This window comes from Sinorhizobium sp. 8-89 (assembly GCF_030124325.1).
Classification (GTDB): Bacteria; Pseudomonadota; Alphaproteobacteria; order Rhizobiales; family Rhizobiaceae; genus Sinorhizobium.
The window spans coordinates 90,002-113,657 of sequence record NZ_JASKLR010000015.1 but is presented as its reverse complement, the minus strand read 5'-3'; the positions used below and the strand labels follow the sequence as shown (position 1 = coordinate 113,657).

General features: G+C 60.0%; 20 protein-coding genes and 2 pseudogenes. 11 read left to right on the top strand and 11 right to left on the bottom strand.

The features are described from left to right. Nucleotides 1-91: 91 nt before the first annotated feature. Both QN219_RS23835 and QN219_RS23830 read right to left on the bottom strand, forming a co-directional pair. The gene (locus QN219_RS23835) at nt 92-760 is read right to left on the bottom strand and encodes a GntR family transcriptional regulator (protein ID WP_284002545.1); all 669 of its coding nucleotides are present in this window, start codon (nt 758-760) and stop codon (nt 92-94) included. 81 nt (nt 761-841) lie between these two features. Continuing rightward, nucleotides 842-1,270, bottom strand: a complete 429-nt coding sequence (locus QN219_RS23830) for a PAS domain-containing protein (protein WP_284002544.1) — start codon at nt 1,268-1,270, stop codon at nt 842-844. 715 nt (nt 1,271-1,985) lie between these two features. On the opposite strand from QN219_RS23830, the gene QN219_RS23825 reads away from it, so the two are divergent. Beyond that, the gene (locus QN219_RS23825; RefSeq protein WP_284002543.1) at nt 1,986-2,966 is read left to right on the top strand and encodes an ATP-binding protein; all 981 of its coding nucleotides are present in this window, start codon (nt 1,986-1,988) and stop codon (nt 2,964-2,966) included. Between the two features lie 151 nt (nt 2,967-3,117). Then, nucleotides 3,118-5,538, top strand: coding sequence for a S8 family peptidase (locus QN219_RS23820; RefSeq protein ID WP_284002542.1), 2,421 nt, complete (start codon nt 3,118-3,120; stop codon nt 5,536-5,538). Nucleotides 5,539-5,541: 3 nt separating this feature from the next. On the opposite strand, the gene QN219_RS23815 is transcribed toward QN219_RS23820, so the two are convergent. The 3 genes and pseudogenes from QN219_RS23815 to QN219_RS23805 all read right to left on the bottom strand — a co-directional run. Then, entirely contained in the window at nt 5,542-7,320 is a 1,779-nt protein-coding gene (locus QN219_RS23815) for a CHAT domain-containing protein (RefSeq protein ID WP_284002541.1), read from the bottom strand. 19 nt (nt 7,321-7,339) lie between these two features. Beyond that, on the bottom strand, nt 7,340-8,695 hold the full coding sequence (locus QN219_RS23810) for a lipase/acyltransferase domain-containing protein (RefSeq protein ID WP_284002540.1): 1,356 nt from the start codon (nt 8,693-8,695) through the stop codon (nt 7,340-7,342). A gap of 79 nt (nt 8,696-8,774) precedes the next feature. After that, a pseudogene (locus QN219_RS23805) lies at nt 8,775-9,293 on the bottom strand (transposase); the annotation flags it as partial. Nucleotides 9,294-9,753: 460 nt separating this feature from the next. Here QN219_RS23805 and QN219_RS23800 point away from each other — a divergent pair. Continuing rightward, entirely contained in the window at nt 9,754-11,073 is a 1,320-nt protein-coding gene (locus QN219_RS23800; RefSeq protein WP_284002539.1) for a tetratricopeptide repeat protein, read from the top strand. Nucleotides 11,074-11,253: 180 nt separating this feature from the next. Here the strand turns inward: QN219_RS23800 and QN219_RS23795 are convergent, their stop codons facing one another. Continuing rightward, on the bottom strand, nt 11,254-11,757 hold the full coding sequence (locus QN219_RS23795) for a TetR/AcrR family transcriptional regulator (protein WP_284002538.1): 504 nt from the start codon (nt 11,755-11,757) through the stop codon (nt 11,254-11,256). A 210-nt stretch (nt 11,758-11,967) separates the two neighbouring features. Here QN219_RS23795 and QN219_RS23790 point away from each other — a divergent pair, with 210 nt between their 5' ends. From QN219_RS23790 to QN219_RS23760, 8 genes and pseudogenes are all read left to right on the top strand, one after another. Then, nucleotides 11,968-12,669, top strand: coding sequence for a type 1 glutamine amidotransferase domain-containing protein (locus QN219_RS23790; protein ID WP_284002537.1), 702 nt, complete (start codon nt 11,968-11,970; stop codon nt 12,667-12,669). A 189-nt stretch (nt 12,670-12,858) separates the two neighbouring features. Beyond that, a pseudogene (locus tag QN219_RS34270) lies at nt 12,859-12,999 on the top strand (carboxymuconolactone decarboxylase family protein); the annotation flags it as partial. A 46-nt stretch (nt 13,000-13,045) separates the two neighbouring features. Next, the gene (locus tag QN219_RS34265) at nt 13,046-13,192 is read left to right on the top strand and encodes a hypothetical protein (protein WP_405052209.1); all 147 of its coding nucleotides are present in this window, start codon (nt 13,046-13,048) and stop codon (nt 13,190-13,192) included. Nucleotides 13,193-13,383: 191 nt separating this feature from the next. Beyond that, complete coding sequence (gene gcvA / locus QN219_RS23780) at nt 13,384-14,307, top strand: transcriptional regulator GcvA (protein ID WP_284002536.1); 924 nt, start codon at nt 13,384-13,386, stop codon at nt 14,305-14,307. Nucleotides 14,308-14,529: 222 nt separating this feature from the next. After that, nucleotides 14,530-14,811 carry a hypothetical protein gene (locus tag QN219_RS23775; protein ID WP_284002535.1) on the top strand — a complete coding sequence of 94 codons (282 nt, stop codon included), beginning with the start codon at nt 14,530-14,532 and terminating at the stop codon, nt 14,809-14,811. Between the two features lie 59 nt (nt 14,812-14,870). After that, nucleotides 14,871-16,013 (top strand): FAD-dependent oxidoreductase, encoded by a 1,143-nt coding sequence (locus tag QN219_RS23770; protein WP_284002534.1) that lies wholly within the window; start codon nt 14,871-14,873, stop codon nt 16,011-16,013. Between the two features lie 31 nt (nt 16,014-16,044). Then, nucleotides 16,045-17,064, top strand: a complete 1,020-nt coding sequence (locus tag QN219_RS23765) for an alcohol dehydrogenase catalytic domain-containing protein (RefSeq protein WP_284002533.1) — start codon at nt 16,045-16,047, stop codon at nt 17,062-17,064. Further along, the gene (locus QN219_RS23760; RefSeq protein ID WP_284002532.1) at nt 17,051-17,731 is read left to right on the top strand and encodes a cupin domain-containing protein; all 681 of its coding nucleotides are present in this window, start codon (nt 17,051-17,053) and stop codon (nt 17,729-17,731) included. Before QN219_RS23765 ends, QN219_RS23760 begins: the two co-directional genes overlap by 14 nt. Nucleotides 17,732-17,767: 36 nt before the next feature. On the opposite strand, the gene QN219_RS23755 is transcribed toward QN219_RS23760, so the two are convergent. The 5 genes from QN219_RS23755 to QN219_RS23735 all read right to left on the bottom strand — a co-directional run bounded on the left by QN219_RS23755 (nt 17,768) and on the right by QN219_RS23735 (nt 23,592). Further along, nucleotides 17,768-18,973, bottom strand: coding sequence for a MalY/PatB family protein (locus QN219_RS23755; protein ID WP_405052202.1), 1,206 nt, complete (start codon nt 18,971-18,973; stop codon nt 17,768-17,770). Between the two features lie 125 nt (nt 18,974-19,098). Next, nucleotides 19,099-19,887: an amino acid ABC transporter ATP-binding protein gene (locus QN219_RS23750; protein ID WP_284002530.1), complete on the bottom strand. Its 789-nt coding sequence runs from the start codon at nt 19,885-19,887 to the stop codon at nt 19,099-19,101. 13 nt (nt 19,888-19,900) lie between these two features. Next, nucleotides 19,901-21,190 (bottom strand): ABC transporter permease subunit, encoded by a 1,290-nt coding sequence (locus tag QN219_RS23745; RefSeq protein WP_284002529.1) that lies wholly within the window; start codon nt 21,188-21,190, stop codon nt 19,901-19,903. Nucleotide 21,191: 1 nt separating this feature from the next. Continuing rightward, nucleotides 21,192-22,454, bottom strand: a complete 1,263-nt coding sequence (locus QN219_RS23740; RefSeq protein WP_284002528.1) for an ABC transporter permease subunit — start codon at nt 22,452-22,454, stop codon at nt 21,192-21,194. A gap of 121 nt (nt 22,455-22,575) precedes the next feature. After that, on the bottom strand, nt 22,576-23,592 hold the full coding sequence (locus tag QN219_RS23735; protein ID WP_284002527.1) for an amino acid ABC transporter substrate-binding protein: 1,017 nt from the start codon (nt 23,590-23,592) through the stop codon (nt 22,576-22,578). Nucleotides 23,593-23,656 lie beyond the last annotated feature (64 nt).

Sequence of the window (23,656 nt, the reverse complement as noted above, 5' to 3'; positions counted from 1 at the left end):
GTTTCAGAAATGAATTGAACTGTAGATGTCGCGGGCAAGAGTCCGCGTTGTGCTCAGTCGATTTCCAGCGAGAAATGAACGATCGATATGTTCAGCCTTCGAGCGCGAACGCGGCGCCTGTCTGGCCCGACGCATAATGGATGGGCTGTTGGCCAATCCTTTTCACGTGCCGCTCGAGTGTGATGACGGCCTGGTCGATCCTGCCCTTCCGGAGGTCATCGAGAATTGCCTTGTGGTCGGCGTCGACACGCGGCGCCCGAGCGGCGCGGCTCGTTGCAAATAAAAATCGCGAGCCGGCCGCATGCAAGTCATCGATCTCGGCAAGCAGCCGCGGCATACTGCAAGGAGAGAGCAACAGCTTGTGGAACCGTCGATTTGCCTCATCCCATTCCCGGATGTTCGTCGCTGCGTCGCCGGCTTGTGCGGCCGCGTCCGCCTGATCCAACAGAAAGGATGTCAAATGCGGTGCGGCATGGCGAAGGGCCAGTCCCTCCAGAACGGAGCGCATAAGCGCCACCTCCTGGACCTCAGCGAGCGAAAACGATGCGACCCGCACGCCTCTGCGCGCCTCGCTCACCGCCAGACCTTGCGCCTCGAGCCTGCGAAAGGCCTCCCGCACCGGCACATGACTTGCGCCGAACTCCTCGGCGATGTGATCCTGCCTAAGCTTGCTACCAGGCTCCAACGCGCCGGTGATGATACGTTCGGCGAGAATTCGGCTTATGCGGTTCGCGATCGTGTCTTCGATGCTCATAGTCATACTTTATAGATAATTTGCCGTGGCGACGCTGTCGAGGCGGCCTGCCTCGTTTACCTTTTCTAACGATTGCGAAGCACCAGATTAACCGCGAGACCTGATTTCCCTGGTGATCGTAGATGATGTCTGTTCAGCAGCAAGACGCTCGGTCACATGAAGTGCCATCATCAGCCTTGCACTTCGACCTTCAAGATCGAAGGCATGGGACGATATTTCAGTAAATATGATTTGGCCCTCTTTCCGTCGATGCCGCCAAACACCTGACTCCTCGTGGCCAGCGGGCCTCTTAACCACACTTTCCAACAAGGCAGGTGCATCGTCTTGGGGACGAATGTCCATGATGGTCATCTTCAAAAAATCCTGCCGAGAGTAGCCATAGAGGCCAACGGCAGCGTTGTTTACTATCAAGAACTGCAGCGTCTCGACGTCATATACCCACATTGCTTGGGGGTGGGAGGCGAATAGTTGTACATATTCACTTTGCCGCCGTGCAATGAGGGGATCATCTGTCATCGTCAGTGGGCTGTACCATCGCTATCGTCGATATCCAAGTCGACAGATTGCGATCGACCAGGCGGCTAACGCGATCGCGATGACGAGGGGGTGTGGGGCACTCGCGGCGAGCGGTTCACCGATCGAATTCAATCCAGCCCGGCAAATGGTCGCTCGTGGGGGTCAGCCGACGTCACGCGAGACGATCGAACGCGCGGCGCTTTCAGCCCTGCCCTCTGTTCAACAGCGGACACATGTGAATATGGAGCACTGTTCAGGCCACTGACCTGTTCTAGCGGGACCGGTGTTGGTTTCTGGGGCTCGCAACCAACGATTCCTGCGATTGGTGGACCGGGAGGTCCCGAAAATGGTGCATGTGGTTTCTCCCTCCGAAGCGGCCGACGGTCAGCATGGATTCCCGCCGGCTAGGTCGAGAAACGCTGCTGAGCATCGCTGAAAAAAAGGGCTGTCGCCGACACCTGTTCTATGGCGGCCAAGGGGCCTCGGGAGGAGGCTGGAAAGCCGATGCAATCTGTCGGCACGAAAATCTTCCAAACCCGCATGTGCTCTCGTCCTGGAGATGAGATGGCGAATGGCAAGGCACTAGCACGAATGCCCCCGCCAGCTCATATCAGGAGTTGCGCCGGAAGAATCGTGCTAAGCATATGCTGTGTCGGGATGCGCCCTCCACGTTCTGGCTCGACGCCGAAGATGCATAACTATAAGAAGTTAGACTATGACAAGCGCTCGACAAATTATCGCTATGATTCGTAGTCACGCGGCGGGAGACAACGAAAAGTTTCTCGCCATCGCGGAGACAATTGCCGCGGACGCTGGCAAATCCGGCAAGTCGAAGATGGCAGACGACATCCGCTCGGTCATAACTGACGCGCGCCAGTCACCAGAGCCTCGACACACGTCCACTCCGGTACCCATAACTGCCCCTCGGGGAGAGCTTGCTGGGCTCGTACGAGCATCATATCCCGAAACTCACCTCTCCGATCTTGTGCTAAACAACGATCTCGCTCGTCGGATCCATCGCGCCGTTCGTGAACACCGCGAGCGTGACGTGTTGCAGAAGAATGGTCTTACCCCCCGCCGAAAGTACCTGTTTTCGGGTCCGCCCGGCACTGGCAAAGGTATGACAGCCGCAGCCGTAGCAGGAGAACTCAGTCTTCCCCTGTTTACGATCCTCTTGGACGGCGTCATCACCAAGTTCATGGGCGAGACCGCTTCGAAGCTACGGCTGGTGTTCGATTCGATGAAGAACCATCGTGGGGTTTATTTTTTCGACGAGGTGGATGCCCTGGCCTCTCGTCGAGATGCAGACAACGACATCGGTGAAGCCCGCCGGATGCTGAATTCCTTTCTTCAGTTCCTGGAGGATGATCAGTCGTCTAGCGTGATTATCGCCGCGACCAATCATAAGGTCCTGCTCGATCCGGCAATTTTCCGGCGCTTTGATGCCGCGTTCACTTATTCCAAGCCCTCGGCCGAGGAGGCGCAGCGCGTGCTGAAGTTCAATCTCTCCCAGTTCAAGCTTGATCACATCGATTGGGACAGCGTCTCAGCTGGTGGTGACGGACTAAGCCAAGCGGACTTGGTGGCCGCTGCTGCGGACGCCGCTAGGGACGCGGTGCTCGACAACGACGGCTTGTTGACTAGTGATATTTTGATACAGGCAATTAACGACCGTAATACTATCCACCCAGATTGACATTCGCCCCCAAAGCATTGATCTCTTTGCCTGTTGCTCAATCAGACGTTGATTCCCGATGACTACCTACAGACACCTCCATATTCGAGGCCTCGGCAAGACACCTAAGTCTTTTCGAGCGAAAACTGGGCGGTCCTCTGAAAAGACTCCTTTGGTCGACAATCGGGCAAGGCATGCCGCCCGGCTACTCAAAAGCCTGAATGCAGCAACTACAGACCTTTCGCGCTTTGCCGAGGAGCAGGCCAAGCACGGTATTCCCGAGAACAAGCGCGGCATGGTTCTCGCGATGGAGAGTCGCCCGAACGTCAGGCTCCGGCCGGGAGGCAGCCGCGCTTCAAGTCCAGGCCTCAAACTGTATACGTTGCAGCGAGATCTGGACGGCGACACGGTAGAGGAAACGGCGGACCTAGCTACCTTCTTCGTCTCGGCGAAAGCGGTCGATACTCTCGCTAGCAACCTCGAAGAATATCGCGGCTTCACCGGGCCAGATGACGCGTTCTCGTTCGCAGGACGGAATTCCGACGATGACGAGGACGACGATGGAAAGCGGCCCCGTAATTTCTGGCTGTTCGAAAGCGTCAACACGATCCGGCCTGCCCGATTGCGGGACTTCTGGACTGACCCAGTCGACCGCTTTCCTCAAAAGAATAAGAGCGCGATTTGGGAAGTGTGGCTCCGCAAAGATCTCACCAAGGAATTCCTTTCCGCTGCCATTGATCTCAATATCGAGGTAGAAGGGCTGTCGACAGAATTCGTCGAAGTATCCATTCGCAATGTCAGAGCTTCGCCGGGAGATATGGCGAAGCTCGTCCAGGCAAGCCCAGCGGTAATCGAACTTCGAAGCGCGTCTTCGCTCAACATCGACTTTCTCAGCCAAGCTCCCGATGCGCGCGCCACTCAAACTGCGGCACTCGCATCACGAATAATTGGGCCGCAAGCAGGCGCGCCGCGTATCGCCCTGCTAGACACGGGCGTGAATCCCGCACATCCGCTCTTGATTTCATCGATTGACCAGGCTCGATGCTTGTCCTCCACTTCAAAATGGCCGGTGACTGATCATTCCGATCATGGAACCAAGATGGCCGGTGTCGCCCAGTTTTACGATCTAGGATCCGTTTTGGAGACCACCGGACCAGTTCAGCTCTGGACCGCTTTGGAATCGGTCGTTGTGACAGCACCACCAGGCCAACCGAAGGTCGCCGCTAGAGAGGCGATACAGAGAGCTGTGTCTCTTCTCGAAAAGCAGGAAGCAAAGCGCGTCTTCTGCCTGGCCCAGACCGCAAGCGGTGAAGGCCGAAGTGGCAAGGTGACCGCCACCTCCGCGGCCCTGGACCTTCTTGCCTATGGCGACGGTTCGAAGCCACGCCTCTTCTGCGTAGCCGCAGGCAACGTTCCAACCTCAGCTTCTGAACCCTACCAGGTCGATGACTATAGAGATCGCAACAGTCGCTTTGAGCTTGAGGCCCCGGGGCAAGCGGCAAACGTAATCACCGTAGGCGCGGTAACGTTCAAGACATCGAAAGCCGGGCTTGTGGCTCCTAATGGAGATATGGCTCCCACGTCACGATCATCAGAAAAGTGGACTGATGATCATCCGAATAAGCCAGACATCGTGATGGAGGGCGGGAACTTCGTAATAGATCCCGACGGGATTTACGCCAGTCCTTCCCACAATGATCTCGTGCTGACAACGTCGGGCAAATCAGCAACGAAGCCATTTGGCCTGACTGGGGAAACCAGTGCAGCAACTGCCCGTGCATCCGGCCTTCTCGGCAGGCTCCACGTTGCGTATCCGAACATGCGCGCCGAAACACTCCGAGGTCTGCTTGTGCACTCGGCCGAGTGGACACCTACCATGCTGGCGCAGCACCGCATTCTCAGCGCTCGGATGGGGAGTACTGAGGCCTGGGGCCTGATGCTTTCGCGCTATGGCTGGGGTGTTCCGGATGACGGCCGCGCCTATTACAGCACGGATAACGCATTCAGTATGGTGATTGAGGATGTAATCACTCCGTTCGAGAGAACCGCAGGGTATTCGCGCATCAAGGAGATGAAGTATTTCAAGTTACCCTGGCCGAAGAACACGCTCAAAGCGTTGAACCAAACCGAGGTAGAGATGCGATGCACCCTCTCCTACTTCCTTGAGCCTGACCCGCTGGCGGTTTCGCGAGACCGCTATGATCGTTACCGATCTTTCGGCTTGCGCTTTGACGTAAAGCGCTACGACGAAAGTGACGATAGCGCCCAGGCCAGTTATAATGCGAACGGTATTTCGCAGCGATCGTCCCCGGACTCCGGTTGGACTGTCGGCAGCAAACTTTCCTCAAGAGGCACCCTCCAACAGGATATCTGGCGAGGCCCGGCCTACCAACTGGCTGACCGAGATGGCATATCGGTATCGCCCATGAAGGGATGGTGGGCAGATATCACGCGAGCGGGGCGGTTCGATCGAGCCGTGAACTTCTCGCTCATCGTCAGCGTAAAAGCGCCGGCGGGCAACGACCTGTTTGCCGAAGCAGCGCAAAACGCCGTAAATGTCCTCGTGGAACAGCCGACGCCGGTGCCGCTGTAGTGTCTATGAGGCGACGGTCGCCATTACATCGCCGTAGAGAACATACGAGTAGGCTGCTGCCGATTGGCTCTGGTGCTCCTTACGTGCTACCATGAGCGCTGAACCTATCGATTTCCCTTCGCAATAGAGAGATGTCACTGCTCTTTTCATCACGGCGCACGCAGTCTCGTCCTGAACCGCCCAAAGAGGCGCAACAACGCCCCCGAATCCCACTTTTATGAACGCGGAGGGCCATCCATGGAGCGCGCCAAGCACGTTGTTCTGATTTCCGGCATGGCAGGCGTTCAAGAGCACGAGGCTCCGGTCTCTCTTTCCGAGCTTGACGCCGGAATTGATCTCTTCGATGGGGACCCAGCCATCCTCCATCCTTAGACCTCGTTCCTGGGGAGCGGCCTCGTCGCCCGCGCCATGTCCCGCGAAATGGAGCAGCGCAATCGGGTCGTCACCTGGAGTATTTAGGCAGTCTGTAAAAATGCGGTAAGTCGGCTCAAGCGCCACGGCTCCCAAGTCCTTGCAAAGCCACGCCCCCTCCTGAACCGCCGCAGGTAATGGTCCATCGTCATAATCAGGAACGAATGAGGCGATCCCTCCCCTTGGGATGGATGCTACCAATCGACTTGCCATAGTCCAGCGACCAATCGGATGCGTCATGCACAGGTGGCCCAGATCCTCTCCATCTGCCTCTGTCGGGTGCATGAGTTCCCAAGGCACATGGGGCTCGTTTGTGAAAATCTGGATCGGAAAATCGCGGCCCAGCTCCTTTTGCATCTTTAGGTACAATCGCCGGAATTCGACCGGCGAAGCTTCCCAGATATGCTCCCCGATACCCCGCAATGTCCCCAGATGCCTGCCTTCATCCAGCGTTTTGACCTGTTCGAATTTGTCCTGGAAATAAGATTTTGCGGACGAGCCCAGCTCGATGCGCGGCATTGCGGAGACTTCTTCGAGATAGCGGAACCCGGGCGCTTCAAAAGACCAGGTACATTGCCCGAGGGAGTTCGGATTGTGGCTAATCTTAATCGTGAGGCTCGGCGCTGCAGAGGAATCATAGGCAAAATCGCCAGAAGTCAACGAGCCGCGGTCACTCGCTGGCGGCGTCTTACCCGGCGCGGCGATAACGGCGAACTCCCTTGTCGCGAATCCACGCACGCGCCCTTCAACTGAGAACGACGCGGTGACCTGTACAAGGTCATCCGGAAGCTCTCCGACGACCTTTGCTGCAAAGCGCGCCGATTTCGACGTGCCGTTTCTGAACAGAGTAACATTTCGGCGTGCGTCTTCGGGCTCGATATCCAGCTGGTATGAGGTCAGTTCGACCGAAACGGGCAGCCTCTCCCAGTTTGGATCGGAGATCTCCACCTCAAAAGGGTCACCTTTCGTGTCGTCATGCGGCTCAACGGCGAGATCCACTTCGATCACGCATGATTTCCCTGCCTGAAGCTCTTGGTCGCAAGAGATTCGAGGGTGCCTGACAATGTTGCCGTTCGAAGCCTGATCGTCCTCCGCCGTATCAAAATCGAAGTGGCTTTGGCTCGCGGGATACAGCGGTGATGTCGCCAAAAGCGCGTCAACGACCGGTCTACCATCAAGGAATTCTCGGACGAACTGAGAGAGGTGGGCTTTCGCATCCTCAGATACGACATCTCCCTCCAAAAGCACCTTTGCACCCTTTTCGGATACACGAATCCAAAAGAACTCGCCTGCAAATCGTTCAGCGAGCGCAAGGCGAAGGGCGTCCCACGGCGCTCCTGAAGGTACAGTGATTTCGAGGCCCTGTGGCATACTACGTCGACCCTGAAGCTTAAGTATCAGAAACCCAAAATACGTCAGAGACAGTTCGTCCCAACAATTCAATCGTTGCCTGATAAAAGCCAGACTGCAACTTTACCTGACCAATATATTCTTCGCCGTTACGATAAAGCGTGACTTTACGCGGACCAACCTTATTGGTTAATTCTTCGACAACGACGCCGATCTTCTGCTCGCGGATTGAAGAACGCGCTTTGATCAGTACGTCACCAGCGTCGTAGCAGTCTTCGAGGTCCAATCCAAACTTGGCCCGACTTTCGTCTCGGTAGGCATCAAGGTTGATTGCGGCACCAGAGAGATAGGTGCGTAGATGATGCAGACTCACCTTGTCGGCTGCGATTGCCGCGTGTGAATTGCAGACATACGTGGCAATTTCCTCGCCATAGCCCCGCGGCATCGCCGAGACACGTGGCACGGTGCCATCGCCATTGACGTTGTTGCCCTGGAAATCGCGGTTCGTCATCATCGTCAGCCTCCCCGCCTCTCCGACTATCGCACATTGGTATGTAGACTGGTCCGTCCCGATGACCACACTCAGACGTGGCGAAGACATCTGATAAACCCCGTCTTGCAAATTGCCTAAGCGTCCAGCCTCGATTTCAGCATGAAAGTCTGCTGCTTTCGTTGCCCTGCCCTGATCGACTCCGGCAATTGAGATCTCATGAATCCGATAGTTCTCGCTGCCGTCGATGATGAAGGGGTACGTTGGCAAGAGTTGATAGACGGAGTCGAAGTTTCGCGCGATGTCCAGCCCCGGCAACAGACGGTCGGCCAAACCAGGCGAAGAACCGGCACTCAAAAAATCTAGGGCCTTACCCGACCCGCGATGCGGCGTACCGATTGTCGTCAGAGATCGGACGATTTTCCACCCTTCAAGGCATTCGATAAAATGTCTGGCGACGAGACCTCCCATAGAATGAGCAACGATCCATATTTTCGCTTCAGAGTTCCCACTCACGTCGCGCCAATGTGAAAGCCATTCCCGGCTCTTGACCGACAGCCGAGAGGACGCGACCCTGTTGTCGCGACGCCAGTCATAAGGAAACTCCCGAAAATTCCTACCCAACTGGAGCCCGAGGTCAGCGATCAGCTTGTCTCGTAAACGCGAATAGCCACCAAGTTTCCAAAGCCCAGGAATCCCACCAATGTTGTCGACAACGCCGACGGCCGTGATCCCATCGCCTATATCATCGTCCAACGATCCTGGGGCATCGAGATGCAGTTCCGTAAGCCTGGTGCCTCTATAAAGACCAGTGACCGATAGATCCCAAACCGTCTTGCCGTCCTTTGCGAGAACGGATCCTAGAATGCCTGGAATGAAGATCACCAGGTCCGGAAATTGCGCCATCACCCCTCCTACGCGTCGAAATTGCAGCTTACATCGATTCTTGGCATGCAGGACAGGGGTGCGGAGGCGGCCAACTGTCCAGCGCATCGTCCGCCACCGCGGCGCGCACGGCGGTGTCGAACGCGCCGCGCGAGGTGCTGCCGAGCTTGATGCCGAACGCCTTCAGCGAATGGCGTTCTCCAGATCGAGGAACTTGCGCTTCAGGTTGCGCCGGTGCGTCAGCAACAGCCGCATCCGGTAGCAACTTTCGGTCTTGATATGCGCCTGCCGGAACCAGCCGGTGCGCATGATGTGGGCGATGCCGAGTGCGTCGGCCGCGTCGGTCTTGTTGCGCTGCGCCGACATCGCCGCGCGCACGTGCTGGGTCTCCAGGCATACCGCCGGCAGACCGAGTTTCGTCAGCTCCGGATGCAGCCACGGCGACAGCGAGCCGGCCTCGTGGCCGACGCGGCGCAGCCGCCGCAAAGGGTTTCAGGAGCGCGAGCAACGCCTGCGGATCGGTTAACGCCACCGCCCGCAGATGCACCTCGCCCGCATCATCGACGACACCGCCCGCCGTCTCGTCCATCGCCACGTCCAGTCCGCAAAAATACTCTATCAGCCGCCTCCCGCGTCGTTTCGAGCGGTGACCATACCACCGCTCGAAGCCCCGGTCGGTGCCGCGGGCACGACCTGCCGATTACGGGCGGCAATCCTCTGCCGCTTCCCGCCGCCATCCGAAACAGCCACGATCCTGCGCAACCAACGATTCCTGCGATTGGTCGACCAGCACATACCAAGCTGCCGAAATCGTACTCTTCAGGCGACCACGTCTCCACCCAAGCATAGACATGCCTCCCCCAATCATCACGCAGGCAACCCTCATCGCGCCTTCCCGCGCAGTCACGGGGATGGCCAAACGGGTGGGACCGGGTCGTTCTTCCTTGGTCGGTCGGGCATGAGGGTTGTCATCTAATCTACATGGTTTGGCAGTCTGTCGAAATACGGTCAGTAGCGAGTCCCTTATAATCGCTGAAATGCGCAATAATACGCGCCGATCCTGCGATGAGGAATCTGCCATGACCCAACTCGACAGCCGCGGCCTGCCACTCTCGACGTCATCGGACCTCGCGGCCGAACGTTACCGGGAGGGGGTAGATCTGCTTCTTTCGACCTGGCCCGGCGCCGCGGAGGTTCTGGAGGAGGCCATCGCAGCTGATCCGGATTTTTCGCTTGCGCATGCGGCCCGTGCGCGACTGCACGCGATCCGCACGGAAGTGGCCAAGGCCAAGGAGCGGATCGCGACGGCACAGAAGATTGTCGCGCGGCGCGGGACCGAGCGGGAACGCAGCCATGTGGAGATCGTGTCGCTTGCCATCAACGGCCAGTCGGCCAAAGCGCTGGAGCGTGCACTGGCGCACGCCGACACCTGGCCGCGCGACGTCCTTATCCTGTCGTTGGTCCTCGGCGCCTTCGGGTTGTTCGCCTTCTCGGGGATGGCTGATCACGACCAGGCGCGCGTGGGTCTCTGTGAGCGCCACGCCCGCCACTTCGCCGATGACGATTGGTGGTTCGTTACCTACCGAGGCTGGTCTCATGCCGAGAACGGCAATGTGGCGCACGGCCGGGCGCTCACTCAGCGCGGCTACGATCTCAGGATCAACAACGCGAATGCAGCGCACGCGCTCTCGCATGCCATGTACGAAGGCGGCGCTGGCGAGGACGCCGAGAGATTGATCGCGGACTGGCTGCCTCGCTACGACCGAACCGGCATCCTCCACGGCCATATCGCCTGGCACTCGGCCCTGGGCGCCCTGGAACGAGAGGATCCTGAGCGGGCGCTGGCGATCTACGCCGATTACATTCAGCCCTCGGTGACCGCCGGCATGCCCGTCAACGTGGTCAGCGACACCGCCTCTTTCCTGTGGCGGCTGCAGGCTTACGGACACGCGGTGCCTGCGGGCCTTTGGGATGCGGCGGCTGCCTATTCCGGTGAATACTTCCAGAAGGCCGGCTTTGCCTTCGCGGATGTCCACAGGGCCATTATCGATGCGGCGGTCGGTGACAAGGCGGCGGTCGAGCGGCGGACTGAGGCGTTGAAGGGTTTGGTCGATGCGGGTGCGCTCGCTGCAGGATCGGTCGTGCCGGCGATCTGCCGCGCCGCCCTGTCCTTCGCAGAGGAAGACTATGCCGGCTGCGCCCGTGTCCTGGAGCCGGTTGCGGCCGAGGTCGTGCGCATCGGCGGCAGTGGCGCCCAGCGCGAGATGATCGAGGACATGCTCCTCCTCGCGCTCATGCGGAGCGGCGAACCCGTGAAGGCCCGCGAACTGCTCGACCGTCGGCTGCACCGCCGCCCTTCGCCGCGCGACACGCGCTGGCAAGGCTTGCTCGCAACCTGACGGTCCGCTCGTCACATACGATCGCTAAAACTGACCAGTCCGCGCTCCTGTCCAGCGAGGCGTGCAGTCTTGGGCTATAGACAACCCAAGACCGGCAGCGTTGGCTGACCTTGAGCCAGCCAGCGTGAGCGCCCCAGTTCGGCCAAGAACATCGAAGCCGTCCTTCGCGAACATCGCAGGTCACGCAAGCGCAGCAGTTCCATTGTCGAACAGAGATGGATCCTCCAGAACGTTCGCCGTTAGCATCGCGCCTTCCAGCGCGGCAAGCACGTGCAGCGCGCTGTTTCGCGTTAGTCCTGCCTTCGTCAGTTTATCGATTCCGAGCAGGAAGAAACGCTTGACTTCGTCCTTGACTTCACTGGACAAATCTTGCGCCGTCGCCCCCAAAGCACCGCACAGGCACATTCGCCCGTCGCGCTGCAGCGCTATACGAAACGCCTGCCGCCACGCCGAGACGATATCCTTGCCGCCGGCAATCTGCTGATCCACCGCCTCGAGAAAACGATCCGTGTATCGGCGGGCAACGGCCGCCGCGAGCTTGTCCTTGGTCGGAAAATGATAGTGAACGCTGGCGCTCTTCACACCGACGTCGGCGGCATTCTCCCGAAAGCCGACGACCACGGAGCCCGCCCCACGGGTTCCCTCCTCGGCAGCGTCCATGATGGCCTCTGTCGTATCGTTCACTGCCTTAACCTTTCTCTCAATCTATCAGTAGATAGGCCAGTTGCCCGTAAATGGCAACACTGAGGATGGGCAGACAAAAATTCAATCTATCGATAGATAGGTATTGCAAAGCGCGACGGGAGACGTTAGGTACATAGCCGTCTACCTATCGATAGATAGTTGAAGGCCGAACGATAAGCTGGTCGCAGACCAACGGAAAGGAACAATTCTATGAGCACCGGTAACAAGCAAAAGCGTATCCTCCTCATCATGTCGTCGGTTGATGAGATGGGCCTCAGTGGCAAGCAGACCGGCACCTGGTTTCACGAGCTGGCCGCGCCCTATTACATTCTGAAGTCCGCGGGTCACGAGGTCGTATTCGCCTCTCCCGGGGGTGGCGAAGCCCCGATCGACCTTCTCAGCATGAAGGCGCCGTTTACCACCGAATACACAGACCGCTTCCTCGCCGATCCGGTTGCGATGTTCGCCGCCCGCAATACCCGCAAGCTGCGCAACATCGACTACAGCACCTTTGATGCCGTCTTCTTCCCTGGTGGTTACGGCCTGCTCTGGGACCTGGCCTCCGACTCCTTCGCAATCAAGCTGATCCGTGACTTCCACAAGGCCGGCCGGCCGATCGCCATGGTGTGCCATGCGCCGGCAATCCTGCGCGACGTCAGGAAGGACGATGGCCAGTATCTCGTGAAGGGCCTGAACCTCACCGGCTTCAAGAACGCTGAAGACACCGAGATCGAACTGCTCCACCACCTGCTGTTCTCGCTCGAGGACGAACTCAAGAACCGGGGCGCCAATTACCAGAGCAAGGCGAACTGGGAGCCAAACGTCGTTGTCGATGGCGTCCTGATGACGGGTCAGAGCCCGGCTTCTGCCGTACCGCTCGCCGAAGCTCTTTCGGAGCGCCTGGCTTCGTAAAATCAAGACTCTGGGGCGCTCCCGAGCGCCCCAGTAATAGAACCATTGAGCACAAGGGCGTGTCAGCGCGGTCTTGCGGGAGACGATAGCCGAACAGGCTCCGATCTCGTTGCGCGTGAACTGGTCGATTTTCGATGACCGACATCCTGCGGCTTAAAAGCTCCATAGACACTGGAAGTGAGATCTCACATGCACATGCAAGACTGGAGCGCCTATCGCGATGCGCTGCTTGGCCGTGTCGGCGAGTTTGGAAAGCAGAGCCCCGATGTATTGCGCGGCCTGCACACGATCGAGACCAGCGCCAGCAAGACGGGTCTACTCGAACCGAAGTTCCATGAACTGATTGCTCTGGCTGTCGCGGTCACCACCCGTTGCGATGGCTGCCAAGAAGGCGGTGGAGCTGGGGGCGACCGAAGGGGAGATCGCCGAAGCATTGGGCACTGCGATCGCTCTGAATGCCGGCGCGGCGTTGACCTACACGGCGCGTGTCTTTGACACTATTGCGAGCCTGCCGAAAGAATAACGGCCAAACGAGGGCCGCTTTGCCAGAGTCTAAGGGCGCATGCGGACGGGAACCGATCCTCATTGATCTCGGGCCGCTATAAACTAAGCCCTTGGCATCACCAACCGGTGAAGGAGTTGGATCGCGCTGGCGCATGGTCTTGTGGTCACCTATGAATCCGGTCCTACGACCGTTCCGGAGCGGATGATCTCATGAACAGGAAATCGCCAGTCTACCTCAATGCGCTGCGGGCTTTTGAAGCCAGTGCGCGTCACGGCAGCTTTTCCGGCGCGGCCGAAGAACTGAGTGTCACCGCGGCTGCGGTCGGGCAAATGGTTCGCGGGCTCGAGGACTGGCTTGGTATGCCGTTGTTCCATCGAAGCACGACCGGCAAGGCGAGACTGACGTTGACGGAAAACGCCGAACGGGCCTTGCCGGACATTCGAGCGGGCCTCGACCGCCTCGGGATCGGATTGGACCGGCTTCGTGAATCCGCAACCGGCGGCATCCTCAACGTGACCGTCAGCCCCGCTTTCGCCGCTAAATGGCTGCTTCCCCGGATCGACCGTTTCCAGGCCAGATGCCCCGAAACCGACATCCGGCTCGAGACGAGCCTGAAACTTGTCGACTATAAGGCCCATGGCGTCGACATCGGTGTGCGCTACGGGGACGGCAACTGGCCGGGACTGGTTGCCGAAAAGCTGATGGACGAAGAGGTGTTCCCGGTCTGCTCGCCGCAGTTCTCGAACCTCGGAGATCTGAGCGAACCCGCCGATCTTGCTCGAACCACACTCATCCATGACCTCTCCGTCGATCCTGCTATCGGTTTCATCACCTGGGAAATGTGGCTCCGTGCCGCCGGTGTGCCTGAAACGCAACCGCAAAGGGGCATGCGGATCGACAACTCAGCTGCCGTGCTTCAAGCCGCGGTCGAGGGACGTGGCGTGGCGCTGGCGCGCAGCATCCTGGCACGCGACGACCTGGCTGCCGGGCGCTTGTTGCGGCTTTTTCCCGCGGTCCGGGTTCCCTCGAAGCTCGCCTATTATGTCGTTTATCGAGCGGAATACGCCTCCCTGCCGAAACTCCGGACGTTTCGTGATTGGCTGATCGACGAGGCGACGCCCTCCCGATCCTGATTTGCAAGTGGGTTCAACCCATGGTCGAACGACACGGCCGTCCGGCAAAGTTTTTCTTTGCCGCCGACAAGAAACTCTCATTTGTCAAGTCGGCCTTCGAGCGGCATTCAGGTGTCGTGGCGCTCGTGTCCCGAACTGGAAACTTCCACCCGGCACGGCGCTCCATAGCCGAATCCACTGTCCCTATTGGACCAATGCCGAGCGACATTTGAAAGGATGATCATGGCTTACCTTGAAATCACTCTGCAGATCGCAGCCGAGAACCGCCGTGCCGCCGCAGGCGTCTATCAGAAATACAAGGAGCCGTTCCTTTCGCAGGTTGCGGGCGCGACATCCAAGGAGCTTCTCGTTCGCGACGACGACGTTCAGGTCCTTCACGGATTCAACAGCGCCGAAGACGCAAAGGCCTATCTCGAAAGCGAACTGTTCACGGATGACGTCGTGGCCGGGCTAAAGCCGCTTCTGGCCGCCGCTCCGGAGATCCGCATCTACGCCGTGGCTTGAGCCAGGCTTTACACGAGGGGCCGGATATCCGGCCCTTTCTCTTCACGAGGAACTGTCCCTTGTTACAATCCATTCTGATCGTTGGTGGTGGGCTTGCAGGCCTGACCGCCGCCCGGCTCCTCTATCGCGCCGGCATCGGCTTCAAGCTCCTGGAGGCCCGGCAGCGCCTGGGCGGACGAATTTTGTCGGTCGACGCCACCGGCGAACCATCGGGCGACGGCTTCGACCTCGGGCCCTCCTGGTTCTGGCCCGGGATGCAGCCTGCCATGGGAGACCTCGTCGATCATCTCGGGCTTCACTCCTTCGAGCAGAACAGCGAAGGCGACGTGATCTTTCAACGGATGTCCCAGGAACATCCGCAGCGCTATCGCGGCATGCGCCAGGAGCCCCGGTCGATGCGCCTCGTCGGGGGCACCGGAGCGATCATATCGCAGCTTGCCGAAGGCCTGCCGGTGGGGAGCATTGAACTCGGCGCACAGGTGACGCATGTCTCGCTGGACGGCGAAAGCGTCGTTGTGCAGTACCTCGATGCGAGCGGGTTGGCCGAGAGGGTGCGGGCGTCGCATGTGCTTTTCGCGCTCCCGCCTCGGCTGCTCGAAGCCAAAGTCTTGTTCTCGCCGGCGCTCGACTTTGCAACATTGGAGCGATGGCGGCGCACCCCAACCTGGATGGCGCCCCATGCGAAATTCTTCGCGCTTTACGATCGCCCCTTCTGGCGCGACGCGGGCCTCTCCGGCACGGCACAAAGCATGGTGGGACCGCTCGTCGAGATCCACGACGCGACGACCGCTTCGAGCAGGGCCGCGCTGTTTGGCTTCGTCGGGGTGCCCGCGGCCGAGCGCGCTGCCGCGGGACGTGACGCCATCGTCGCCGCTTCGGTCCAGCAACTGGCTCGGATGTTCGGGCCTGAAGCCGCCAGCCCCCGCGCGACCCTCTTCAAGGATTGGGCGGACGACCCGCTGACGGCCACGGCAGACGACAGGCAAGCGGGCGGCCATCCGACGCCTGACCCGCGGCCGTGGGTCAACGGCAAGTGGCGTGATTACATTTCGCTGGCGGGCAGCGAAACCAGCATCAGCGAACCGGGCTATCTGGCCGGCGCGGTCGAAGCGGCGAGTCGGATCACCAATGAACTCATCACCCGGCTGAGCCAGTCAGAACCGCACGATTTGACGACGCTCTCTGAAGCATTCAGAGCATAGGATCAGTACGTTGAGGAGCAGCTATCGAGCTATGCAGATCGGCACAGGCGGAACGCTTGAGCTGGTGGAACGGCCGACACCAACGCCTGGATCCGGCGAAGTGCTGATCGCGGTTGAGGCCTGCGGCATCTGCGGCGCCGATGCCAGTGACATCGACCGGGCCGATCCGGCGCTGAAACCGCCTCGTGTTCCAGGTCATGAGGTCGTCGGTCGCATCGTGGCACTCGGCCCAGACACGCCATCAATCTGGGAGGTGGGGATCCGCGTCGGCGTCGGCCGTCTCGGCGGCCATTGCAATGAATGCAGCGAGTGCCGGCGAGGCCGCTTCAATCTCTGCCGAAACCAGCCCGTGGTCGGGTCGTCCTGCGACGGCGGCTATGCCGAGATGATGATCGCACGCGCAACAGGGCTCGTCTCGATCCCGAAAGAGCTTTTGTCCGTGGAAGCCGCACCGATCCTGTGCGCCGGCATTGCGACCTTCAATGCGCTGAAGAAGTCTGGCGCCGAGGCCGGCGATACCGTTGCCATACTTGGCATTGGCGGGCTCGGGCACATGGCGCTGCAATATGCCAGCAAGATGGGTTTCCGGGTGGTCGCGGTCGGTCGAGGCGCCGACATCGCCATGGATGCGATGGGGCTCGGGGCCCATCGCTATATCGACACCGAACAGGAGAATGCCGCAGAAATCCTGAACGCCATGGGCGGCGCAAAGGCGATCCTGACCACGACCGGCAATCCGGAGGCTGTCTCGGCACTGATGCCCGCCCTTCCACCGGAGGGTCGCCTCGTCGTGCTCGGCGTCGGCAAGGATCCGCTCCCCGTTTCGACGGGCTACCTGGTGGGGGCCGAACGTGGCGTTATCGGCTCGATCACCGGCTCTCCGTTCGAAAATGAGAAGGCGCTGGATTTCAGCGTTCTGGCTGGCGTGCGACCGATGATCGAAATCATGCCGCTGGAGCGCGCCCAAGAGGCCGTGCAGAAAATGAGGTCCGGTGACGCGAAGTTCCGGATCGTGCTGACGATAGGAGACCAGACCAATGCGGATCAATGAAGACCTGACAAAACCGGTGATCGTCCATTCGGCTGAACTCGACTGGATCCCCAGCCCGTCAGCCGGCGTCGATCGCCGTATGCTTTACCGCGTCGGCGGCGAAGTTGCGCGCGCCACCACGATCGTGCGCTACGCACCGGGAAGCGCTTTCCCGCGTCACGTTCATTCAGGCGGCGAGGAAATCCTCGTGCTCGAGGGCACATTCCAGGACGAACACGGCGACTATCCGGCGGGGTGCTATTTCCGCAACCCTCCAGGCACCTCACATGTGCCAGCGTCGGAAAGCGGCTGCACGATCTTCGTGCGGCTCTGGCAATACCGCGAGGGTGACGACACGCAGATCGTCCACCAGCCCGGCGAAGGCGAGACCGTGCCCTTGCGCCGAGGCGCCGAGAGCGCGCGCGTCCTCTTCGACGATGGCGAGGAACGCGTCTCGATCGAGCGCTGGCTACCCAATGCCATGATCACGGTCGAAAATCGCCGTGGTCTCGAATTTCTGGTGCTTTTCGGCAGGCTTAAAGTCGGCTCCGATCAGCTGGAAGCGCAGAGCTGGGGTCGCTTGCCCGCCGGCGAGCCGCTCAATGCAACCGCCGGACCAGAAGGCGGCGAGATCTGGATCAAGGACGCACCGCTTCAACACGCTGATGTGCTCACGATGCCGAACTGATCGGGCCCCTCGCGGGCCAGCCTCTCGCGGCGCGGTTCATATCGTCGCGAGGGCGGTTTTCAGGCGGGAAATCGCTTCATCGACGGTTGCGCGCGGGCAGCCGAGGTTTACGCGCATATAGCCGTGTCCCTCGAGGCCGAACTTCTGCCCCCTGTCGAGCCAGAGCCGCGCCCTGGTCAGCATGAAGGTCTCAAGTGCCGCGGCATCCATTCCCAAAGCCTGGCAGTCCATCCATGCCAAATAGAGTGCATCCGCCGGGAGCACCTTCAGACCAGCGTTCAGCCCGTTGACCTCGGCCGCGAAGCGCGCGTGGTTTGCCCGCACGTAAGCAATGAGGCTTTCAAGCCACGCCTCGCCGTGGGTATAGGCCGCCTCGGCCGCAACCATGCCCATCGCGTTCACTTTCGGATAGAGATTACGTTCCAACTGACGCTGGAATTCCGCCCTGAGACGCGGGCTGGGAATGAAGGCATTGGCGCATTGCAGCCCCGGCAAATTGAAGGTCTTGGAGGGTGCGGTGCAGGTGATCGAGTTCTCAGCAAAAGTGTCGGACAGACTGGCGAATGGCACATGCCTGCAAGCGGGATTCATGATCAGGTCCTGGTGAATCTCGTCGGACACAACGAGAACTCCATGGCGGGCGCAAATCTCGCCCATGCTGCTGAGTTCGTCTTCCGTCCAGACATTCCCGGTCGGATTGTGGGGATTGGAGAGAATGAAGATCTTCGTGTTCGGACGGATCGCGGCCTCGAACACCGCCGCGTCATAGCGATAGCCGGTCTCGGTCCGGATCAGCGGCGCGCTCACCGGGTAGCGCCCATTGATCAGCACATCGTCGTGGAAGTGCGCGTAGACGGGTGGCTGGATCAGAACCGTGTCGCCGGGCGCCGAAAAGGCCTGCACGATGGTTTTCAGCGCGGTGATCACGCCGGAGACCGGCACCACCCAATCGGCCGCGACCTTCCAGCCGAAGCGACGCTGTTGCCAGCCGGTCACGGCAGCGATGTAGCTTTCACGCGCGCCGAAGGAATAGCCGAACACCCCGGCCTGCGCTGCCTCCGTGAGCGCATCGATGACCGGCTGAGGGGCTCGGAAGTCCATGTCCGCGACCCACATCGGCAGGGGATCGGCAGCCGCCGCTTCCGCAGGCAGGAACGCCTTGACACTGTCCCATTTCAATGAATTCGAGCCGCGGCGGTCGACTAGTTCATCAAGGCAGTTTGCGTGGGCATGGCAATTCATAGGAACCTCGTAGTGGAATGAATGGCGTGGCCGACAGCGGCGTGAGGAAGGCGACGGGCAGGCACTCTCCTACGGGCCGCCGGGACTGCCGAGCGGACGCCGGCCGCCGCGAGAGAGCGACAAAGTCAGTGCCGAAGAATCTGGCTGAGGAATAGCCTGGTGCGCTCGGATTGCGGGTTGTTGAAGAAGTCGTGCGGATCGTTCTCTTCGACGATCTGGCCCTGGTCCATGAAGATCACGCGATTGGCCACGGCCTGGGCAAACCCCATCTCGTGGGTGACGCAGAGCATCGTCATGCCCTCTTCAGCCAGCTCAATCATCGTGTCCAACACCTCTTTGATCATCTCAGGGTCGAGCGCCGAAGTGGGCTCGTCAAAGAGCATGATCTTCGGCTTCATGCAGAGCGAACGGGCGATCGCCACCCGCTGCTGCTGGCCGCCGGACAACTGTCCCGGATATTTATGGGCCTGCTCCGGGATCCTTACTTTCTCCAGGAAGTGCATCGCCGTTTCGATCGCTTCGTTCCTCGCGATCTGGCGTACCCAAATGGGAGCGAGCGTGCAGTTCTCGAGAATGGTCAAGTGCGGGAAGAGATTGAAGTGCTGGAACACCATGCCCACTTCCGATCGCACCTTGTCGATGTTCTTCAGGTCCGACGACAGTTCGATCCCGTCAACGACGATTCTGCCGCCTTGATGTTCCTCGAGGCGGTTGATGCAGCGGATCAACGTCGACTTCCCCGACCCGGAGGGGCCGGCGATGACGATGCGCTCGCCACGCCGCACAGTGAGGTTGATGTCGCGCAGCGCGTGATAGGTCCCGTACCACTTGTTCATGTCCGCGATCCGGATCGCGACCTCGTCCGACACCCGCATGCGGCTGCGGTCGATCTCGGTTTCATAGTTGAGTTCCATCGTGATGGCCTCCTTAGCGGTGTTCGGTTTTGAGGCGGCGTTCGAGATGCATCGAATAGCGCGACATGGAAAAGCAGAAGATGAAGAACAGCCCCCCGATGAAGATGAAGAGCTCCCAATAGATCCCCTGCCAGTCGGTCGTCGCCCGGATCGAATTGGAAAGCGCGATCGGGTCCAGGAGGCCAATGAACACAACGAGGGTCGTGTCTTTGAAGAGGCCGATGAAGGAATTGACTATCCCAGGGATCGATATCTTGAGCGCTTGCGGCATGATCACGAGCCTCTGCGCCTTCCAGTAGTCCAGCCCCAAGGCTTCGGCCGCCTCGTACTGTCCCCTCGGCAGGGCTGCCAGGCCGCCGCGGATCACCTCGGCCATATAGGCGGTGGCAAACAGGGTCACCATGATGATCACCCGCAAGATCAGGTCGAAGGTCGTGCCCGGCGGCAGAAAATAGTTGAGTAGCAGCGAGGCCGTGAACAATAGCGTGATCAGCGGCACGCCGCGGATAAACTCGATGAACACGACGCTGAGGGTTTTCACGAGCGGCATTTTCGAGCGTCGCCCCAGCGCCAGAACGATACCGAGCGGCAGCGACAAGGAGATGCCGGTGACACCGATGACGATCGACAGCAGAAAACCTCCCATTTCGCGCGAGGTGACGGGGGCGAGCGACAGGGGGAGAAGCTGGCCGAGCGCCGTTGTGACTGCGCCAGAAGCGAAGAACCACCAGACGAGCGCGCCGGCGAGTGCCAGCCCGATAGCAACGCCGCTTCCGAGCCGCGTCGCGAGCCGCAACACGATTGCACCGACGGCAAGTCCTGCATACGCCGAGACGGGAAGCCAGAGCGTTCCGCCCCAGATCAGCCAATAGGCGAGGCCTGGGAAGGCGGCGCTGAACCAGAGGAGCCTGCGCGGCACGGGCGGGAAGAGAATTGGCGCCATCGCGAGCAGCATCAACGCGAAGGCGAGCACCGGCCGCCAATATTGTGTCGGTGGGTAGAAGCCAAACAGAAGCTGCGTCCAGCGATCACGGATGACCGCAAAGCAGGCGCCCTCCGCGCCGCCGAGTATCTGGCGGCATTCGCTGAGCGAGTTCGCGTTCCAGACAGAATCGATGAGCCACGGCGAGACGGATCGTACAATCCAGATCAGCACGATCAGTGACGTCACCGTCAGAAGCGCGCTCAGCCAGTCTTTAAAAAAACTCTCGCGCAGCAGCTTAAGCAGGCCTGTCTCACCGGCGGGCGGCTCACGGGCGGGCAGCATTTCGCCGCGGACAAAGGCAGGGTTGCGGTCAATCATATCAACGCTCCTTCAGCCCGACGCGGGCATTGTAGACGTTCATCGACCCGGAGATGATGAGGCTCAGCGACAGGTAGATCAGCATGATGAGCAGCATGCCTTCGAGTTCGCGGCCGGTCTGGTTGATGGTGATCCCGCCGAGCGTCGATCGCAGGTCCATGTAACCGACCGCCAAGCCGAGCGACGTGTTCTTGGTGATATTGAGATATTGCGAGATCAAGGGGGGCACGATGACCCGCAGCGCCTGCGGCAGGATCACCAGACGCATCGTCTTGCCGGGCCGAAGGCCGAGTGCATGGGCGGCTTCGGTTTGCCCTCTCGAGATGGCCAGGATGCCTGCACGCACATTCTCGGCAATGAAGGCGCCGGTGTAGATGCTGAGCCCGAGCCACATTGCGATCAGCGAATTTCGAAGCTGCAATCCGCCCTGGAAATTGAAGCCACGCAGTTCGGGATAGCCAAGATAAAAGCCGAATGCCCAGAGCAAGAGAAGTGGTGGGGCGGCGAGGATGATGGCGCTCTTCCACCAGGTCGCGGGCCTGATGCCGGTCTGGCTCTGCACTTGGCTGGCACGGCGCATCAGCGCCCGATTGACGAGGACACACCCGATGACGACTAACAGGATTACAAGAGCGTTCAGGCTGGGCTCAACGATTCCGAGATTGAGCGTACCGAGATCACGGGCAAACAGCGGCTCGGGAATGAACACACCGCGATTGGTAATTGCCACCGCGCCGAAGATCATGCTTGCCGTAGCATTCTCTCCCTTGAAGGCGTTCGGCGCCGGCACGGCTTCACTCATGATCGCACCGAAGACGAGGATCCAGAGCAGCAGCGGAATATTGCGGAAGAGCTCGACATAGACGGTCATCAGCCGCGCCACGATCGGGTTGCCTGAAAGCCGCAGCACACCTGCAATCACGCCGATGATCGTTGCCAGGACGCAGGACAGGACAGCCAGGACGACGGTATTCAAAAGCCCCACGAGGGCGGCACGGCCGTGGGTCATCTGCGTGTCGTAAGCGATGAGCCGCTGGTTGATGTCGTAGCCGGCGGTGCTCCACAGAAAGGAGAAGGAGAAATCCTTGCCCAGGAGCGCCAGGTTACGAACCGTGTTGTCCGCCAGCCACGCGATCCCCAGCATGAGGCACATCAGAACGAAGATCTGGATCGTATAGGAGCGATACCGGCTATCGTTGAGCAGCATGCTCAGACGAAAAGCCTGGTGCGGCTCCCGCGTCGGAAATGTGAGTGCGTTTGCCATTGGCGAAATCCCTGCAAGTACGTTGCAGCATTCCCCATGCCGGTGACGGCGGGATGCAGCGCGGTCATGCGTTTTGTCAGGAATGGCGCGCCGTCTTCAAACCGCGCGCCTCAAGGAGTTCTCACCGGAACGGCTGCGCGTACATCAGGCCGCCCTTGGTCCAGAGCGCGTTGAGCCCGCGCTCCAGGCGGATCGGCGTTTGGTCTCCGAGGTTGGTAGCGAAGATCTCACCGTAGTTTCCGCCGGCCGCGATGGCGCGCCTGGCCCAGTCGGCATCAAGCCCCAGCATCTTGCCGAGGTCACCTTCCTTGCCGAGAAGCCGGTTGATTTCCGGATTGTCCGAGCCATCTGCAAGCTGGTCGGCATTGGCCTTGGTCACGCCGAGTTCCTCGGCGGCGAACAGCGCGCTTAGCGTCCAGTGCACGATATCCGCCCACTGCTCGTCCCCCTGGCGAACGATCGGTCCAAGCGGTTCCTTGGAAATGATCTCGGGGAGGATGACGTGGTCCGGCGGGTTCTTGAAGCTGGCGCGGACGGAGGCGAGGTTGGAGCCGTCGCTCGTGTAGACGTCACAAGCCCCTGCCTGATACTGGCGCTCGCCTTCGGCGCTAGAATCGACCGGTACCGGTTCATAGCTCATCTTGTTGATGCGGAAATATTCCGCGAGATTGAGCTCGGTGGTGGTGCCGGACTGGATACAGACAGTGGCGCCGTTGAGATCCTTGGCGGAAGACACGCCAAGTTCCTTCTTCACCAGGAAGGCCTGCCCGTCGTAGAAGTTGGTGCCGGCGAAGGTGAGCTTCAGGTCGGTGTCGCGCGAAAAGGTCCAGGTGGTCGCCCGCGACAGCACATCGATCTCGCCGGAGGCAAGGGCAGTAAATCGGGTCTGTCCGGTGGTCGGCACAAACTCGACCTTCATCGGATCGCCGAGCACGGCTGCGGCGACGGCCCGGCAGAATGCGACGTCGAAGCCCTGCCAGACGCCCTTGGCATCGGGAGTGGAAAAACCCGCCGTACCCGAGCTGACGCCGCAGTTGAGTTTGCCGCGCGCCTTCACCTCATCGAGCGTGCCCGCCGTAGCGGTACCGGACAGAAGAGCAACTACGCCGAGCGTTGCCAGGAATAGAGATTTCTTCATTTTCGTTCCCCATTGGTTTTGTTGCCTAAACTGAATTTGAGTGCTGTTTCTGAGTTCTGTTCAT